Raw genomic sequence first — 15,673 nt, 5'->3', positions numbered from 1 at the left:
GTGCAGGGTGCACATAGCGGACAGCTATCAGTAGATGGAGCGCGCTGCGCCTGACCCTGGGTCAGCCGGGCATCGGTTTCGGACCTTTCCTATACCTCTACGGGTCTGCGCTTTTGCAGAATCAGGCATTGGCTGCCGTCTGCCGTGGCCTGTTCGACCTTCGAGGAGCCTCGTGCATCCACGCATCATCATTGCCGACGACCATCCCGTGGTCCTGCATGGCATCCGTATCGTGCTGCAGACCCACCTGATGGACATCGTCGGCAGTGCACGTGACGGCGCCCAGCTGCTGGAGCTGGTGGACCACCACGACTGCGATGCGGTGCTGACCGACCTGTCGATGCCGGGTGACGGCCCGGACGGTCCAGAGCTGATCGACGCGCTGCGCGTGCGTCACCCCAGGCTGCCGGTGGTGGTGCTGACCGGCGCCCGCCATCCCGGGCTGCTGGACGGACTGCTGCGCGAGGGCATCAGTGGGCTGGTCGACAAATGCGCCGATTTCGCCGAACTGCCGCAGGCACTGAACGCCGCACTGGCCGGGCAGGTCTTCGTCTCCCAGCAGCTGCGCCACCACCTGCAGGCGCGCGACCTGCTGTTTCCACGCGAACCGTCGCCGCTGTCGGCACGCGAACAGGAAGTGCTGGATCTGCTGGCGGCCGGGCTCAGCGTGAATGCCGTCGCCGAGCGTTGCGGGCGCAGCCCGAAGACCATCAGCCGGCAGAAGGCCGAAGCCAAGCGCAAGCTGGGCCTGCAGAACAACCAGGAACTGTTCGACTATCTGCAGACCCGGCGCGGGTGAGGCATCCTCCGACCCGGTGCTGCGGTATGCACCGATGGGAGCCGCCACGCAGGCTGGCGATGATGCAGGCATGCCCATCCATGACTGGCCCGAACAGGAACGCCCCCGCGAGAAGCTGATCGCGCGCGGGCCCACGGCACTTTCCGACGCCGAACTGCTGGCCCTGTTTCTCGGCTCCGGGTTCGGTGGCCGCGATGCCGTGCAGACCGCGCGCGACCTGCTGCAAGCGCACGGCCCGTTGCGGGTGCTGCTGGACCGCCCCGCGCGTGAACTGGCCCGCCTGCCCGGGCTCGGCCCGGCGCGCAGCTGTACGCTGGCTGCCGGGCTGGAACTGGCCCACCGCTACCTGGCTGCCGAGCTGGAACACGGCGAAGCGGTCGGCAACAACCCGGCCGCGGTCGGCCGCTATCTGCAGCACCGCCTGCGGGGGCAGGCCCGGGAGATCTTCATGGCCCTGTTCCTGGACAACCGGCACCGCCTGATCGCCTGCGAGGAACTGTTCCACGGCACCATCAACGCCGCACCGGTCTACCCCCGCGAAGTGGTGCGGCGCGCCCTGCTGCACAACGCGGCGGCGGTGATCCTCAGCCACAACCACCCTTCCGGCGACCCGGAACCCTCCAGCGCCGATACCCGCATCACCGACGAACTGCAGCAGGCACTGGCGATGGTGGACGTGCGCCTGCTGGACCACTTCGTGGTCGGTGAGGGCCGCCCCGTTTCGTTTGCTGAACGAGGCCTGCTGTCGCCGCCCCAGCCCCGCCTGTTCGGCTGAGCGCCCGCCCTCCAGGCGCCATCGGTCGCCCCCACAGGCAGGTTTCGGTCAGCGTGGCCGCTGGTATCTGCGCTAAAATGGGCGATTCCGCCGCTCATTCTCACAGCAGGCCTCGTGAAAAATCTCCTCCGCGCCCTGATCAGCCAAGGCATCGAAGCCTTGCGCGCCAATGGCACCCTGCCCGCCGACTCCCTGCCGCCGGACTTCGTGGTCGAGCGCCCGAAGACCCGTGACCACGGCGACTTCGCCACCAATGCCGCGATGCTGCTGGCCAAGGCCGCGCGCAGCAATCCGCGCGCACTGGCACAGGCGCTGGTCGAGGCGCTGCCGCGCAGCGAGGACGTCAGCAAGGTCGAGATCGCCGGCCCCGGCTTCATCAATTTCCACCTGGCGCCGGCCGCGTACCAGCGTGAAGCCGCGTCGGTCATCAAGGAAGCCCACGACTACGGCCGCAACCTGTCCGGCAATGGCCGCACGGTGGGCGTGGAGTACGTGTCGGCCAACCCGACCGGCCCGCTGCATGTCGGCCATGGCCGCGCGGCGGCGATCGGCGACTGCGTGGCACGCGTGCTCGATGCGAACGGCTGGAACGCCAAGCGCGAGTTCTACTACAACGACGCCGGCGTGCAGATCGAGAACCTGGCGCTGTCCACCCAGGCACGGATCAAGGGTATCGCGCCGGACCAGGATGGCTGGCCGGAGGGTGGCTACCGCGGTGAATACATCGCCGACGTCGCCCGCGCCTACATGGCAGGCGCCAGTGTCGATCTGGAAGGCAGCACCGTGGTCGGTGCCAAGGACCCGGACGACATGCAGGCGATCCGCCGCTTCGCCGTGGCCTACCTGCGCAACGAGCAGAATCTGGACCTGGCCGCGTTCGGCGTCGACTTCGACATCTATTTCCTGGAAAGCTCGCTGTACGCCGACGGCAAAGTCGCCGAAGCGGTCGCCAAGCTGCAGGCCTCGGGTCATACCTATGAAGAAGGTGGCGCGCTGTGGCTGCGCAGCACCGACTTCGGTGACGACAAGGACCGCGTGATGCGCAAGTCCGACGGCACCTTCACCTACTTCGTGCCGGACGTGGCCTACCACCTGTCCAAGTGGCAGCGCGGCTACGAGCGCGCGATCACCGAGCTCGGCGCCGATCACCATGGTTCGCTGGCACGCGTGCGCGCCGGCCTGCAGGCGATGGAAGTGGGCATCCCGCAGGGCTGGCCGGAGTACGTGCTGCACCAGATGGTCACCGTCATGCGTGGCGGCGAGGAAGTGAAGCTGTCCAAGCGTGCCGGCAGCTACTTCACCCTGCGCGACCTGATCGAGGAGGCCGGCCGCGATGCCACCCGCTGGTTCCTGATCGCGCGCAAGCCCGATTCGCAGCTGACCTTCGACATCGACCTGGCCCGCCAGCAGAGCAACGACAACCCGGTGTTCTACGTGCAGTACGCGCACGCCCGCGTCTGCAGCCTGCTGCGCCAGGCACAGGAGAAGGGCCTGGTGTACGAACAGGGCAATGGCCTGGCCAACCTCGGCCGCCTGGCCGACGACGCCTCGCTGCTGCTGATGAACGAGATCTCGCGGTACCCGGAAGTGGTGGAGGCGGCCGGCGTGGCGCTGGAACCGCATCTGGTGGCGCAGTACCTGCGTGAATTGGCGCACGCGTTCCACACGTGGTATCACGGGACGCCGGTGCTGGTGGAAGACGCTGCGGATCGCAACGCCAAGCTGACCCTGGCCTGCGCCGCGCGCCAGGTGCTGGCCAACGGCCTCGAACTCCTGGGCGTCAGCGCCCCGGAAAAAATGTAAGCATCAGGAGACGCAGTACACATGGCAGCACGACGCGGCAAAAACCAGGCACGACGCAACAGCAGCAGCCAGGGCACACCCGGATGGGTGTGGCTGGTCGCTGGCGTGGCGATTGCGGCCGTGGTGTTCCTGGCGGCGCCGAACCTGTTCAAGGGCGAAGGCGATGGCTTCCTGCGCGCCGGTCCGCAGCCGAACCCGAACGCGCAGCCTGCCCCGGTCGCTGATGCCGACAGCGATGTCGGCACCCAGCCGGCCGCGCAGCCGGCCACGCCGAAGCCGGCCGAACCGGAAAAGCCGGCCGCCACCCAGTACGACTTCTACACCCTGCTGCCGGGCAAGGAAGTTGAAATGTCCGACGCCGAGCTGGCTGCCAGCGCGCGTGCTGAAGACCAGCGCCGGGCCAAGGCTGAAGCGCAGCGCGCGCAGGCGGCACTGGAAGGCAAGCCGGTTCCGCCGCCAGCGGCTACCGCGCCCGCACCGACGGCAACCGCCAGCGTGGCCAGTACCGCGCCGGTGACCGCCACCAGCCGTCCGCTGCCGGCACCGCTGAGCGAACGACCGGCTGCGGCAACGCCTCCGGCCAGCACACCGACGGCGTCGACCAGCACCGCCGCCGCCACTCCGGCAGCGCGTGCGGAAACCGCGCCGACCGCGGCCACTCCCCCGGCCGCTGCGGCACCGGCTGCCGCCGACAATGCCCGCTACATCCTGCAGGCGGGTGCGTTCGGTGCCTCCGGCGATGCCGAAGCGACCAAGGCCAAGCTGGCGATGATGGGCCTGGCGGCACGCGTGGAATCGGCGCAGATCAACGGCAAGACCGTGTACCGCGTGCGCATGGGGCCGTATGGCAGTGCAGGTGAACTGTCTGAAGCCAAGCAGAAGCTGGATGGCACCGGCCTGCAGGCGATGGCGATCAAGGCACAGTGAGTCTGCGGAAGTGAATGAAAAAGCCGGGCACAGCCCGGCTTTTTTTGTCTGTGTAGAGTCGAGCTTGCTCGACTGCCGTTCAAAGCAGTCGAGCAAGCTCGACTCTTGTGTCTTGGATCGTGCCCTGATCAGGCACAATCCCCCGGTGACCCGGGAGGCTCCGATGACGCTGCCTCGGCTCTTAAGCCTTCGAGCTTGCAAAGTAGATTCAGCGCGTCGGCGGCCTGACACCGCCATGGAACTTGAACGGTATCTTAGGCCCGCCATCGGGTGAGAGCCTGTACTCACAAGGGCAAGTCTGGCGGCTTCCGATCACGATCGTAAGTTCAAGCTGGAGCGAAATCATGCAATTTATCGGCATCGACGCAGCCAAGGCGACTTTTGACATCGCCCTGCCTCTATCTCACGGCAAGTATCGAACCAAGGCCAAACTCCCCAATACGCCAAAGGGTTTTGATGAGCTTCTGGCTTGGCGCGCCAAACATGCGCCGAACGCGGCGGTAGGTATGGAGGCTACAGGCATCTATCACGAGGCCTTGGCTCAAGCACTGGTGGAGGCAGGGGTCGTGGTTCATGTGGCCAATCCCGCCCGAGTAAAGGCGTTTGGGCAGGCGGAGGGGATGCGGACCAAGACTGACCGCAGCGACGCCAAGCTGATTGCCCGTTTTTTTGAGGCACAACGCTCGGAAAAGCTATATCCCTACGTTCCACCGACGCCCTCGGAGGTGAAGCTGCGCGCCTTGGTACGGCGTCGAGATGACCTCCAGGAAATGCTGCAGATGGAGCACAACCGCCTGGACGTTGCCGATATCTCGGTCCAGCAAGGGATCAAGGATGTGATCCGGACGTTGGAAGAGCAGATCAAGCAGGTCCAGAAGGCGATTGAGGACCATATCGATAACGATCCGGACCTGCGCCGGCGTCATCAACTGCTTACCAGCATCCCCGGTGTAGGCAACACCAGCAGTGCCCAGCTGTTGGCCATTCTGGGGGATCTAAGCAAATACAGCGACGTGCGCCAGGTGGTTGCCCACGCGGGCCTGAATCCGGCCCAGCGTCAATCAGGAAACTACGAAGGCAAATGCCGGATATCACGCGTCGGCGACGCCAATTTCCGCAAAAAGCTGTACATGCCGGCGCTGACCGGGAAGACCCACAACCCCACACTGAAGTCCTTTGCAGACCGGCTCAGCGCGAAAGGCAAGCCCTTCAAGGTCGTCATGTGTGCAGTGATGCGCAAGCTCATCCATCTGATTTGGGGCGTACTGAGAAGTGGCCGACCCTTTGAGCCTGACGTCGCCCTTGCCTAGGCGAGGGCGACACGGTATCTACAAAGGGCGAAGGGCAGTCGAGCAAGCTCGACTCTACAGACGGCGGTCAGCCTTCGCGGGCGACCTGGAAACCGGCGAAGGACTGGCTGACCGGCATCAGTTCCAGGCGATTGATGTTCAGGTGCGGCGGCAGGCTGGCCACCCAGAAGATCTGTTCGGCGATGTCTTCGGCGGTCATCGGGTTGGCGCCGGTGTAGAGCTTGTCCGACGCCGCCTGGTCGCCATGGGTACGCACCACGGTGAACTCGGTTTCGGCCATGCCTGGCTCGATCGTGGTCACGCGCACGCCGGTGCCGTGCAGGTCCGAACGCAGGCCGAGCGAGAACTGGCTGACGAAGGCCTTGGTGCCACCGTAGGCGTTGCCGCCCGGGTACGGGTAGACGCCGGCCACCGACGAAATGTTGATGATTGCGCCCTTGCGCTCCACCAGCTGCGGCAGCAGGCGGTGGGTCAGGGTCACCAGCGCGGTGATGTTGGTGTCGATCATCGTGGTCCAGTCCGACAGCTTGGCGCTCTGTGCCGGCGCGGTGCCCTGCGCCAGACCGGCGTTGTTGACCAGCAGATCGATCTCGCCGAAGGCCGGCGGCAGTGCCAGCAGCGCCGCTTCCATCGCCACCGGATCGCGGATGTCGAAGGCGGCGGCATGCACCACGTCCTTGCCGTAGCGCTCGACCAGCGGCTGCAGGCGTTCACCGCGGCGGCCGGTGGCGATCACCTTCCAGCCCGCCTGGGCGAAGCGGTGGACGGCGGCGGCGCCGAAGCCGGACGTGGCGCCGGTAATCAGGACAGTGCGGGTCATCAGGCAACTCCAGGGGGAAAAACCAGACCCCCATTCTGGCACCGTCGGCCGGGGGTTGCGTTGCCTGATCGGCCAGATCCGGCCCCACCTGCCGGGGTGACCGGTACAATTGGGGCCATGATCAACAACGATGTCCTGCGCAGCGTGCGCTACTCCCTGGACCTGGGCGACCACCACGTGGTGACCCTGTGCCAGATGGCCGACCCGGCCTTCGCCGTGGATCCCGAACAGGTGAAGGCCTGGCTGCGCCGCGAGGACGAAGCCGGTTTCGAAGCGATGAGCGACAGCGCGCTGGCGCACTTCCTCGACGGCCTGATCGTGCACCTGCGCGGTCGCGACGAAAGCCAGCCGCAGCGTGCGGTGGAAACCCGCATCGACAACAACCTGGTGCTGAAGAAGCTGCGCGTGGCCTTCCAGCTGCGCGACGTCGATCTGATGGAGATCTTCGCCAGCGCCGGCTTCAACGTCTCCAAGTCGGAAGTGGGCGCATTGTTCCGCCAGCCCGGGCACACCAATTACCGGCGCTGCCTGGACCAGATGCTGCGCAATTTCCTCAAGGGCCTGAGCCTGCGCCTGCGCGGCTGAGCACAGCTTCGACAAACGCCCGCGCCGCCGGTGTTGGCAGTCGCTGCCAGACCAGGTGCACGCGGCGGGTCGGGGTCGGCTGCAGCGGAATCTGTACCACCCCCTGGAACCCGTCGGCGATCAACGCTGGCACGATGCCAACCGCCAGCCCATGGCGGACGAAGCGCTCGATCAGTTCCATCAGATTGACCTCGAAGCGCACCGTATGCGGCAGGCCAGCGGCGGCGAAGGCATCGTCGGTCTGGCGGCGTGCACCGGTGCCGCGCGGAAAGTCGACCAGCGCCTCGTCCTGCAGTTCGGTCAATGGCAGCCGCTTGTGGCGGGCCAAGCGGTGCGACGGCGCCAGCACCGCCACCAGGTCTTCTTCCTGCAGCATCTGGTGGCAGACCCCGTCCAACCCCGCCGACGGCGCCAATCCGACCAGTGCCACGTCCAGCTCTCGCGACTGCACCTGCGCGATCAGGTCCTCGCTCTTGTCGACCCGCAGCTGGAACTCCACCTGCGGGTGCGCCTGCTGGAAGGCCGCCAGCATCGCCACCACATCGATGTCGGTCAGCGAGGAGATCTGCCCGATCGCCAGCAGGCCACGCACCTCGCCAGTGACGGCGGCCACGTCGGCGCGCAGGTGGCGCAGGCTGGCCAGCACATGGCGTGCATGCACCAGCAGCGCCTCGCCGGCGGCGGTGGCCCGCACCTGGCGCGGCAGGCGCTCGAACAGCGTTGTGCCCAGTTCCTGCTCAAGATGGGCGATCTGGTGACTGAGCGCGGACTGCACCACGTGGCAGCGCTCGGCGGCGCGGGTGAAGTTGCCCTCCTCGGCCAGGGCGACGGCGAACTCGAGCTGCTTGAGATTCACGCAACCATCTCATTTCCAGATGACAGGGATGATGATGATTCATTTCCATCATGACTGCAGCAGGCGGACACTGTGCTCCCCCGCTTCCTGGAACACCGCGTGAGTCCGTCCCTTCCCCCTCTGCACCGCTGGCAGGTGCTGCTGATGTCGGTGGCTACCGGCGTGGCCGTGGCCAGCAACTACTATGCGCAGCCGCTGCTGCACACCATCGCCGATGCCTTCGGTGTGCCGTTCGGCCAGGTCGGCATGGTGGTCACCGCCGCACAGCTGAGCTATGCCGCCGGACTGATCCTGCTGGTGCCGCTGGGTGACCTGTTCGAACGTCGCCGCCTGATCGTGGTGATGAGCCTGCTGTCGGCAGGCGGGCTGGTGATCAGTGCCTGTGCACCGTCGCTGACCTGGTTGCTGGTCGGCACCGCGATCACCGGCCTGTTCTCGGTGGTGGCGCAGGTACTGGTGCCGTTTGCGGCCACGCTGGCCGCGCCGGAACATCGTGGCCGCGTGGTCGGCACATTGATGAGTGGCCTGCTGCTGGGCATCCTGCTGGCGCGCACCGTGGCCGGCCTGCTTTCCAGCCTGGGCGACTGGCGCCTGGTGTATGCGATCGCCGCCGGCACCCTGGTGCTGACCGCACTGGCGCTGCAGCGCGGCCTGCCGCGATTCCACCACAGCGCCGGCCTCGGCTATTTCGCATTGCTGCGCTCGATCGGCGTGCTGTTCGTGCAGGAGCCGGTGCTGCGCCAGCGCACCCTGCTGGGCGCCTGCAGCTTCGCCATGTTCGCGATCTTCTGGACGCCGCTGGCGTTCCTGCTGGCACAACCACCGTACGCCTACAGCGATGCCACCATCGGCCTGTTCGGGCTGGTCGGCGCCGCCGGTACGCTGGCGGCCGGCCTGGCCGGGCGCATGTCCGACCGCGGCCAGACCGGACGCGCCACCGCCATCGCGCTGGTGCTGTTGCTGCTGTCATGGCTGCCGCTGGGACTGTCGGCACACTCGCTGCTGGCGCTGCTGGTCGGCGTGGTGGTGCTGGACCTGGCCGCGCAGCTGCTGCACGTGAGTAACCAGAACCTGATCTATGCACTGCAACCGGCAGCGCGCAACCGCCTCAATGCCGGCTACATGACCGGCTACTTCATCGGCGGTTCGCTGGGTTCGCTGCTGTCGGCGCAGGTCTACCAGCGCTTCGGCTGGACCGGCGTCTGCGTGGCCGGTGCTGCGGTGGCCATGCTGGCCCTGCTGCTGTGGCTGCCCGGCGCGCTGCGCGCGCGCCAGGCTTCGGTGACTGACTAGAAGCTGCCCTGCAGCGCCAGCTCCCAGCGTCCGCCGGCATTGCCCGGAAACAGCCGCTTCGCTGCGTTGTCGGTGTCATGCACGGTGGCGCGCAGTTCCCATGCCGGGGTCAGCGAGGCGATGGCACTGAGCTGGCCATGCAGGTAATCAGGCCCCTGTGCGGTGGCCAGCCAGTACTGGCCTACCGCCGCTTCCAGGCGGAACCGCTCGTGCAACGGCACCCGCACACCCAGCTGGGCGTAGGTGCCGCGATGGCCGCCCGCCAGCGCGTTGTTGGAATGCGCCAGCTGCAGCCAGGCGCGCTGCTTCCAGGTCACGGTGGTATTGAGCTCGGTCCAGTCCAGCGCGCGGCCGGTGCCCGGGTACACGTAGCGGGTCAGGTTGGCATCCAGTGCCCAGTCCGGTGCCAGTGCACCACTCCAACCGGCCACCAGGTCGAACTCGCTGCGCGCGCCGTTGTCCGGTTTGAACGATACGTTGGACCCCCACACGCTGGCGTACCAGCCCGATGGGATCGAGACCTTCGCGCCGGCCTGCACCGCCGGGTCGCCGTCGCTCTGCGAGCTGCCGCGCCACACGTAATCGCTGGTCAATGCGGCACTGCCACTCACCTGCGCCTGGGCGGTGCCGATGCCGAGCAGCCCTGCCAGGGCGGCCACCACTGCCGCCATCATCCCCTTGCTGTTCACTGCACTGTGTTCCTCGTCGAAGGCGGTCACGCCGCCGGGACCGCAGTGTCGAGGCGGTGGCCGTAACGGATCGAGGGTGCTGCCGGGCCCGTGGCGCAAATTCGGCGTAAATCCCGCGGACCGGGGCCACATGCCAGCAGCGCGGTATCATGGCGCCCTGTTTCCAGGAACCAACCGCGTGGACGCCATCCTGACTCCGGTATCGATCGGCGAGCTGATCGACAAGATCACCATTCTCGAGATCAAGGCCGAGCGCATCGACGATGCCGCCAAGCTGAGCAACGTGCGCACCGAGCTGGACGGCCTGCTGCCGTTGCTGCAGCTGCAGCTGCAGGCTCAGCCGGCGCTGGCCGTGCTGAAGCAGCAGCTGAAGGCGATCAACGAGCGCATGTGGGACATCCAGGACCAGCTGCGCGACAAGGAAGCGGCCCAGGTGTTCGACGATGCCTTCATCCAGTTGGCGCGTGGTGTCTATGGCACCAATGGCGAGCGCGTGCAGGTGAAGAACGAGATCAACCGCGTGGCCGGTTCGGCCCTGGTGGAAGAAAAGCAGTACCAGGGCGAGTAACGCCACCTCAGTCAGCGTCGATCAGATGGCGGAAGCGGAACAGCTCGCCATCGTTGCGGATGCCCAGCTTGCGGTACGCCGCTCGCTTCTGCGTGCTGATGGTGCTGGCTGCACGCCCACTGCGGCGTGCCATCTCGCCGGTGCTGCAACCACGCAGCACCCACTGCAGGACGGTGCGCTCGCGGGTACTCAACCGTGGTGAACGCATGGACTGCTGGCGCTGCCGACGGGACTGGTTCAACTGTGCACGCAGCTCCGGCGGCACGAAGCGCCCGCCACGGGCAACCACGCTCACTGCCCGCAGCAGCATCTGCGGCGCGCAGGCCTTGGACAGGAATCCGCGCGCACCGGCCTGCAGGGCCAAGGACACGACACCCGCGTTGCAGTGCGCGGACAGCACCAGGATCGGCACTGCCGGCCAATGGCGTGATAGGTGCCGCAGCAGTTCCAGGCCTTCGCCGCTGTCACCGATCGGCAAGGCGTCGACCAGCAGCAGATCGATCGCGGCCGCCTGCTGCTGCAGGCGCTGCAGCAGATCACCGCTGCGGCCGTAGCTTCCATCCACCTGCAGGCCCGCCTGCCGGGCCAGGACTTCCTGCACGCCATGCCGCAACAGCGGGTGTGGATCCAGCAGCAAGAGGCGGCAGGGAGGATCGCGGGGCGACGGAAACGTGGGCATCGTTGCATTCCTGCAGAACAGGCCACTCACCCTAGGGCGCAGCCGACGCCTGCGGAATCCAATTCGTTGCAATGCCGCCCTTCCGCCGCGACACGGTCAGGTAGCGTTTGCCCAGCCGGAAACGCAACAGGCCCGGCATGGGCCGGGCCTGTCGAGGCATCTTCGGCGCGCAGGCGCGCCGAGGAAGCAATTACCAGCTGAAGCGCGGTCCGACGGTGTATTCCTTGTCGCCGTCGCGGTTCATCTTCAGCTCGCCGTTCAGGCCCCAGTTCTGGTTCAGCTTGACCTGACCACCCAGGCGGCCGTACCACTGGCCTTCCGGATTGATGCCGTGCTTCTTCGAGAAATCTTCGTAGCCGACCATGCCGTAGACTTCGGCGTGGGCACCGAAGGCGGTGCGGATACCGGCTTCAGCGCTGTAGCCATTGAAGTCCAGGCCGTGCTTCTGGTCGCGCTTCTGGTAAGCAACGCGGGCAACGAAGTCGGTGGTCGGGGCGATTTCAACGTTGTAGCCGGCGCCGATCTTCCACTGGTCCAGCTTGATGTTGGTGTGGTCGATTTCCTGGCGGCTGTACTCACCGAAAGCGTGGAAGTTCGGCAGGAAGCCGTACGAACCCTTCACGCCCCAGCCGTCGGCCTTGAACGCGTCGATGTCGGTCTTGGCGTAGTCGGCTTCGGCGTAGTTGTACGACAGGTTCTCAGCAGCCGAGGCGGTGAACGGCAGGGCAGCGGCCAGGGCCAGAGCAATCAGCGAATTCTTCATGGGGGTACACCTTTACTTTCTTATGGTGTGCAGCAGCGCCAGGGCGCCATCGCATCGGGAATGTAAATTCTCCGTTATTCGCCACAACGCTCCCTGAAAACAGCGGTCTTCGCATTGCTGAATTTTTTGCCTTGATTCAGGCTGTCTCTGGCATACGCGCGCGGCGCGCGTGCATTTGTGATTCGTCGTCGATTGCAACAGGAGGTTGCCTTGTACGTTTCCGATCCGCCGCTGATGCCTGTTCGCGCCGCGCTCCTGGCATGCGCGGCCCTGTTTCCGATCCACGCTGCGCACGCACTGCAGGCGGCTGACTACCAGCGCGCCGAACGCGTGCATGACAGTCACCTTCGCGGTGCGCTGCGCAATGCTTCGGTGCTGCCCCACTGGCTGGCCGATGGGCGCTTCTGGTACGAACGCGAAAACACGCAGGGCCGGCGCCAGGCGGTACTGGTCGATCCAGTCCAGGCCACACGCCAGATCATGTTCGAACCCGATGCGCTGGACGCCGCGGTTGCACCTCTCGGCGCCAGCGGACCACGCCTGCGCTTGAGCAGCGTGCAGGTACTGGATGAAGGCCTGCGCCTGCAGTTCAACGGCGAGGCGGCGATCAGCTGTCAATGGCCACGCCTGCAGTGCGTGCGTTCGCAGGATGCAGCGCCAGCGACCGATGCACTGCCATCGCCCGGCGGTGATGCCTGGCTGCAGGTACGCGATCACAACCTGTGGCTGCAGTCGCCCGGAATGGCAGCACGAGCGCTGACCAGCGGCGGTGAACCCAATCATGGCTTTGGCGTGCTGCCGGACTTCACCCTGCGCGGCATTCCACGCCGCCAGGGCCGGATGCCGACGCGGCCGTTCGCGGTCGGCTGGTCACCGGATGGCCGCTACGTGGCCGGCATCCGCTACGACGAACGCGCGCTGCAGGACTACCCCTATCTGGAAAGCAGCCCGGCCAACAGCGCGCGGCCGCGCGTGCATACGGTGAAGCTGGGGGTGCTGGGTGACACCCGGCAGGTGCGCGACAGCGTGTATGTGGTCGACACCCACAACGGCCAGCAGCGTGACATCCCCCTGCCAGAAGGCTGGAACACCCTCAGCGAAGCCGGCGTACTCGGCTGGGACGGCGACCGGTTGTATGCCGTGATCGCGCACTTCGATGCACCGCGCAGGCTGCGTCTGCTGGAGATCGATGCCAACAACGGTGCGTTGCGCACGGTTCTGGAAGAAGCCAGCGACACCCGCCTGCAGCTCAACGTGTATTCCTACAACCGGCCAGCGGTGGCCATCCTGCCCGGCCAGGACACGGCGGTGTGGTTCTCGCAGCGCGATGGCTGGGGCCATCTGTACCGGGTCCGCCTGTCCGACGGCAAGGTGCTGCGCCAGCTCACCCGCGGCCAATGGGCGGTGCGCGACCTGCTGGGCGTGGACGCTGCGGGTGGCTGGGCGTACTTCAGCGCCGGCGGCGTCGACGGTGGCGACCCCTACGTACGCGGCCTGTACCGTGTATCGCTGCAGGGGGGGCCGGTCCAGCGCCTGGCCGCCGATGGCAACGACCATCTGGCCGATGCCGGCACCGGCGCGTTGTTCGGCGGGCGCGACCCCCAGGCGCTGTCGCCTGGCGGTGGCTATCTGGTGGATACCGTTTCCCGTCTCGACCAGCCACCACGCACCGTGCTGCGGGCCAGCGATGACGGCCGTGAAGTGATGGTGCTGGAAACAGCGGATGACGGCGCGATCATTGCTGCCGGCTGGCGCCCACCACGGCGCGAACGGCTGCTGGCCGCCGATGGGCGAACGCCGATCTTCGCCACCGTCTACCTGCCCCGCGACTATCGCGACGACGGCCGCTTTCCGGTGATCGACGCGATGTACGGTGGCTCCTTCGTCAGCAATGCGCCGGTGACCTACGCCGAGGCGGTGTCCGCCTTGAATCCGGTGTCACGCGCCAGCCTGGCCGAACTGGGCTTCGTGGTGGTCAGCATCGACGCGCGCGGCACCGGTGGCCGCGACAAGGCGTTCCATGACAGCAGCTTCCTGCACGGGGCAGATGTGCAGCTGGATGACCATGTGGCTGCGCTGCGCCAGCTGGGCGAACGCTACCGGGGCATCGACCTGCAGCGGGTCGGCATCTACGGGCATTCGTTCGGTGGTTACAGTGCAGCGCGCGCCCTGCTGCGCTATCCGGCGTTCTACAAGGTGGGCGTGGCCTCGGCCGGCAGCCACAATTTCCAGGGCATGTACGGCGGTGCATTGCACGGCATGGACCGGCTGTTCGGTGGCGTGCTGCCACCAACACCCCTGGCCGATGGCGTGCCGGCGCCGTTTGCCGGACTCGACAATGCAGCGTTGGCCGGCAACCTGCGTGGGCATCTGATGCTGGTCTATGGCGAACTGGACGAGAACGCGCCGCCGGCGCTGACCCTGCAGCTGGCCGCCGCCCTGAACAAGGCCCAGCGCAGCTACGACCTGCTGTACCTGGCCCGGCAGGACCACGAACTGTTCCGCAACGACGCCACCTACACGCACCGCATGTGGGACTACTTCGTGCGCCACCTGGCCGGCCAGCAGCCACCGGAGACGGTGCTGGCGCCGCTGCCCGGCGGGCCGGGCTGAACAGGCGCACACAGGATGTCGATCCACGGCGCCCTGGTTCGTCGGGTACTTGAAGGCCGTGCATGCGGCACGGTCCATCCGGAGGCAGGCAATGAGCTACATCGATGGTTTCGTCCTGGCGGTGCCCACCGCCAACAAGGAGAAGTTCCTCGCCCATGCACGCACAGGGGATCCCGTTTTCATCGAATACGGCGCGCTGCGCGTGGTCGAGTGCTGGGGTGACGACGTACCGCACGGCAAGACCACCGACTTCTTCGGCGCGGTGAAAGCCACGCCGGATGAGACGGTCGTGTTTTCCTGGATCGAATGGCCAGACAAGCCGACCCGCGACGCCGGCATGAAGAAGATGATGGAAGACCCGCGGTTTGATCCGGCGACGAATCCGATGCCGTTCGACGGCGCGCGGATGATCTACGGTGGGTTCGTGCCGCTCTACGAGCTGACGCGCTGAATCCGGCGGACGTGCTCAGCGCGCGTCCGTGTCATCGCTGGCAGACGCATGGCCGGCGCCCAGTGCGGCGCCGGCGCCGAGGCCCATGCCGCCCATTCCGGCCCCCATTCCGCCACCGCCACCGCCGCCGCCACCGCCACCACCCGCACGACCGCCCTTGGCATCGCCATCGTTGCGGCCCTTGCCACCGCCACTGGCAGCGGGCCGGGTCGGGCCCTGCGGTGGAATCTGCAGGTCGGTCGGGATGGGGGCCAGATCCAGCGCTTCGCGCACGAAGTCGCGCAGCGAGACCACCAGTTCGTGGAGGTGCACCGGCCGCCCCTGTGCCAGTTCGTTGGCCGCACGCGCGGCCAGCCGCACCTGCTCGTCGGTGCCCAGCAACAGGATGTCCGACAGTGCCGCTTCAACCGCATCGCGGATGCGGCGCGCGCGATCCGAGCGGGGTTCGGCGATGCCTTCGGCATCTTCGCGCTGGCGCAGGTCGCGGCGATGGCTGGGATCCACACCCAGTTCGCCAGTGAACGACCCGCCCAGGGTCTTGTAGGCCGCCATCAGCGTGCGCAGCCGTTCGTTGATCTGCCGGTTCTCGCGTTCGCGGCGCTGCTGCAGGGTCTGCATCACCAGCAGGCGGATGCCCACGCCCAGCAGGGTGATCAGGACCAGGCCGGCCAACGTGGACAGCACGCCCTGCCAGGAACTGAAGTCGATACCACGCATGCCCGGGGCTCCTGCAGGAAGAACC

At 66.8% G+C, this 15,673-nt stretch carries 16 protein-coding genes; 10 read left to right on the top strand and 6 right to left on the bottom strand.

Going from position 1 to position 15,673, the window contains the following annotated elements; genetic code table 11:
• Positions 1-172 precede the first annotated feature (172 nt).
• From ACZK5G_RS01530 to ACZK5G_RS01510, 5 genes are all read left to right on the top strand, one after another.
• Complete coding sequence (locus ACZK5G_RS01530) at positions 173-799, top strand: response regulator (protein WP_478465096.1); 627 nt, start codon at positions 173-175, stop codon at positions 797-799.
• A gap of 70 nt (positions 800-869) precedes the next feature.
• Positions 870-1,574 carry a RadC family protein gene (gene radC / locus ACZK5G_RS01525; RefSeq protein WP_049421495.1) on the top strand — a complete coding sequence of 235 codons (705 nt, stop codon included), beginning with the start codon at positions 870-872 and terminating at the stop codon, positions 1,572-1,574.
• A gap of 114 nt (positions 1,575-1,688) precedes the next feature.
• Positions 1,689-3,377 (top strand): arginine--tRNA ligase, encoded by a 1,689-nt coding sequence (gene argS / locus ACZK5G_RS01520; protein WP_012478915.1) that lies wholly within the window; start codon positions 1,689-1,691, stop codon positions 3,375-3,377.
• 21 nt (positions 3,378-3,398) lie between these two features.
• Positions 3,399-4,304: an SPOR domain-containing protein gene (locus ACZK5G_RS01515; RefSeq protein WP_100437688.1), complete on the top strand. Its 906-nt coding sequence runs from the start codon at positions 3,399-3,401 to the stop codon at positions 4,302-4,304.
• A gap of 344 nt (positions 4,305-4,648) precedes the next feature.
• Positions 4,649-5,614, top strand: coding sequence for an IS110-like element ISStma4 family transposase (locus ACZK5G_RS01510; RefSeq protein WP_032130373.1), 966 nt, complete (start codon positions 4,649-4,651; stop codon positions 5,612-5,614).
• Positions 5,615-5,681: 67 nt separating this feature from the next.
• Here ACZK5G_RS01510 and ACZK5G_RS01505 read toward each other — a convergent pair whose 3' ends face one another.
• Positions 5,682-6,434 carry an SDR family NAD(P)-dependent oxidoreductase gene (locus tag ACZK5G_RS01505; protein WP_019337645.1) on the bottom strand — a complete coding sequence of 251 codons (753 nt, stop codon included), beginning with the start codon at positions 6,432-6,434 and terminating at the stop codon, positions 5,682-5,684.
• 117 nt (positions 6,435-6,551) lie between these two features.
• Between ACZK5G_RS01505 and ACZK5G_RS01500 the strand changes: the two genes are divergently transcribed.
• Complete coding sequence (locus ACZK5G_RS01500; RefSeq protein ID WP_005411992.1) at positions 6,552-7,019, top strand: YehS family protein; 468 nt, start codon at positions 6,552-6,554, stop codon at positions 7,017-7,019.
• Here the strand turns inward: ACZK5G_RS01500 and ACZK5G_RS01495 are convergent.
• Positions 6,988-7,875, bottom strand: coding sequence for a LysR family transcriptional regulator (locus tag ACZK5G_RS01495; protein WP_478465094.1), 888 nt, complete (start codon positions 7,873-7,875; stop codon positions 6,988-6,990). The two genes, ACZK5G_RS01500 and ACZK5G_RS01495, sit on opposite strands and share 32 nt — an antisense overlap.
• A gap of 144 nt (positions 7,876-8,019) precedes the next feature.
• Here ACZK5G_RS01495 and ACZK5G_RS01490 point away from each other — a divergent pair, with 144 nt between their 5' ends.
• Positions 8,020-9,168 (top strand): MFS transporter, encoded by a 1,149-nt coding sequence (locus ACZK5G_RS01490; protein WP_343170875.1) that lies wholly within the window; start codon positions 8,020-8,022, stop codon positions 9,166-9,168.
• On the opposite strand, the gene ACZK5G_RS01485 is transcribed toward ACZK5G_RS01490, so the two are convergent.
• Positions 9,165-9,857, bottom strand: a complete 693-nt coding sequence (locus ACZK5G_RS01485; protein ID WP_478466474.1) for a TorF family putative porin — start codon at positions 9,855-9,857, stop codon at positions 9,165-9,167. The two genes, ACZK5G_RS01490 and ACZK5G_RS01485, sit on opposite strands and share 4 nt — an antisense overlap.
• Before the next feature lie 178 nt (positions 9,858-10,035).
• Here ACZK5G_RS01485 and ACZK5G_RS01480 point away from each other — a divergent pair, with 178 nt between their 5' ends.
• Positions 10,036-10,425: a DUF6165 family protein gene (locus ACZK5G_RS01480; protein WP_032130333.1), complete on the top strand. Its 390-nt coding sequence runs from the start codon at positions 10,036-10,038 to the stop codon at positions 10,423-10,425.
• Positions 10,426-10,432: 7 nt separating this feature from the next.
• Here ACZK5G_RS01480 and ACZK5G_RS01475 read toward each other — a convergent pair whose 3' ends face one another.
• Complete coding sequence (locus ACZK5G_RS01475; protein WP_478465093.1) at positions 10,433-11,104, bottom strand: response regulator; 672 nt, start codon at positions 11,102-11,104, stop codon at positions 10,433-10,435.
• Between the two features lie 190 nt (positions 11,105-11,294).
• Positions 11,295-11,867, bottom strand: a complete 573-nt coding sequence (locus ACZK5G_RS01470) for an OmpO family porin (RefSeq protein WP_032130335.1) — start codon at positions 11,865-11,867, stop codon at positions 11,295-11,297.
• Between the two features lie 210 nt (positions 11,868-12,077).
• Between ACZK5G_RS01470 and ACZK5G_RS01465 the strand changes: the two genes are divergently transcribed.
• On the top strand, positions 12,078-14,480 hold the full coding sequence (locus tag ACZK5G_RS01465) for a S9 family peptidase (protein ID WP_478465092.1): 2,403 nt from the start codon (positions 12,078-12,080) through the stop codon (positions 14,478-14,480).
• A 91-nt stretch (positions 14,481-14,571) separates the two neighbouring features.
• Entirely contained in the window at positions 14,572-14,931 is a 360-nt protein-coding gene (locus tag ACZK5G_RS01460; protein WP_032130337.1) for a DUF1428 domain-containing protein, read from the top strand.
• Positions 14,932-14,946: 15 nt separating this feature from the next.
• Here the strand turns inward: ACZK5G_RS01460 and ACZK5G_RS01455 are convergent, their stop codons facing one another.
• Positions 14,947-15,648, bottom strand: coding sequence for a hypothetical protein (locus ACZK5G_RS01455; protein WP_478465090.1), 702 nt, complete (start codon positions 15,646-15,648; stop codon positions 14,947-14,949).
• Between the last annotated feature and the right edge of the window lie 25 nt (positions 15,649-15,673).

The sequence above is a fragment of the Stenotrophomonas sp. 62841_Sma genome (genome assembly GCF_056482945.1).
The sequence above is the reverse complement of the archived record's forward strand: the minus strand, read 5'-3'. Positions and strand labels throughout refer to the sequence as shown.

Coding starts and splice junctions, on each gene's coding strand:
- radC (WP_049421495.1), top strand. CDS start 870: ATGCCCATCCATGACTGGCCCGAACAGGAACGCCCCCGCGAGAAGCTG.
- ACZK5G_RS01515 (WP_100437688.1), top strand. CDS start 3,399: ATGGCAGCACGACGCGGCAAAAACCAGGCACGACGCAACAGCAGCAGC.
- ACZK5G_RS01510 (WP_032130373.1), top strand. CDS start 4,649: ATGCAATTTATCGGCATCGACGCAGCCAAGGCGACTTTTGACATCGCC.
- ACZK5G_RS01505 (WP_019337645.1), bottom strand. CDS start 6,434: ATGACCCGCACTGTCCTGATTACCGGCGCCACGTCCGGCTTCGGCGCC.
- ACZK5G_RS01500 (WP_005411992.1), top strand. CDS start 6,552: ATGATCAACAACGATGTCCTGCGCAGCGTGCGCTACTCCCTGGACCTG.
- ACZK5G_RS01490 (WP_343170875.1), top strand. CDS start 8,020: ATGTCGGTGGCTACCGGCGTGGCCGTGGCCAGCAACTACTATGCGCAG.
- ACZK5G_RS01475 (WP_478465093.1), bottom strand. CDS start 11,104: ATGCCCACGTTTCCGTCGCCCCGCGATCCTCCCTGCCGCCTCTTGCTG.
- ACZK5G_RS01470 (WP_032130335.1), bottom strand. CDS start 11,867: ATGAAGAATTCGCTGATTGCTCTGGCCCTGGCCGCTGCCCTGCCGTTC.
- ACZK5G_RS01460 (WP_032130337.1), top strand. CDS start 14,572: ATGAGCTACATCGATGGTTTCGTCCTGGCGGTGCCCACCGCCAACAAG.
- ACZK5G_RS01455 (WP_478465090.1), bottom strand. CDS start 15,648: ATGCGTGGTATCGACTTCAGTTCCTGGCAGGGCGTGCTGTCCACGTTG.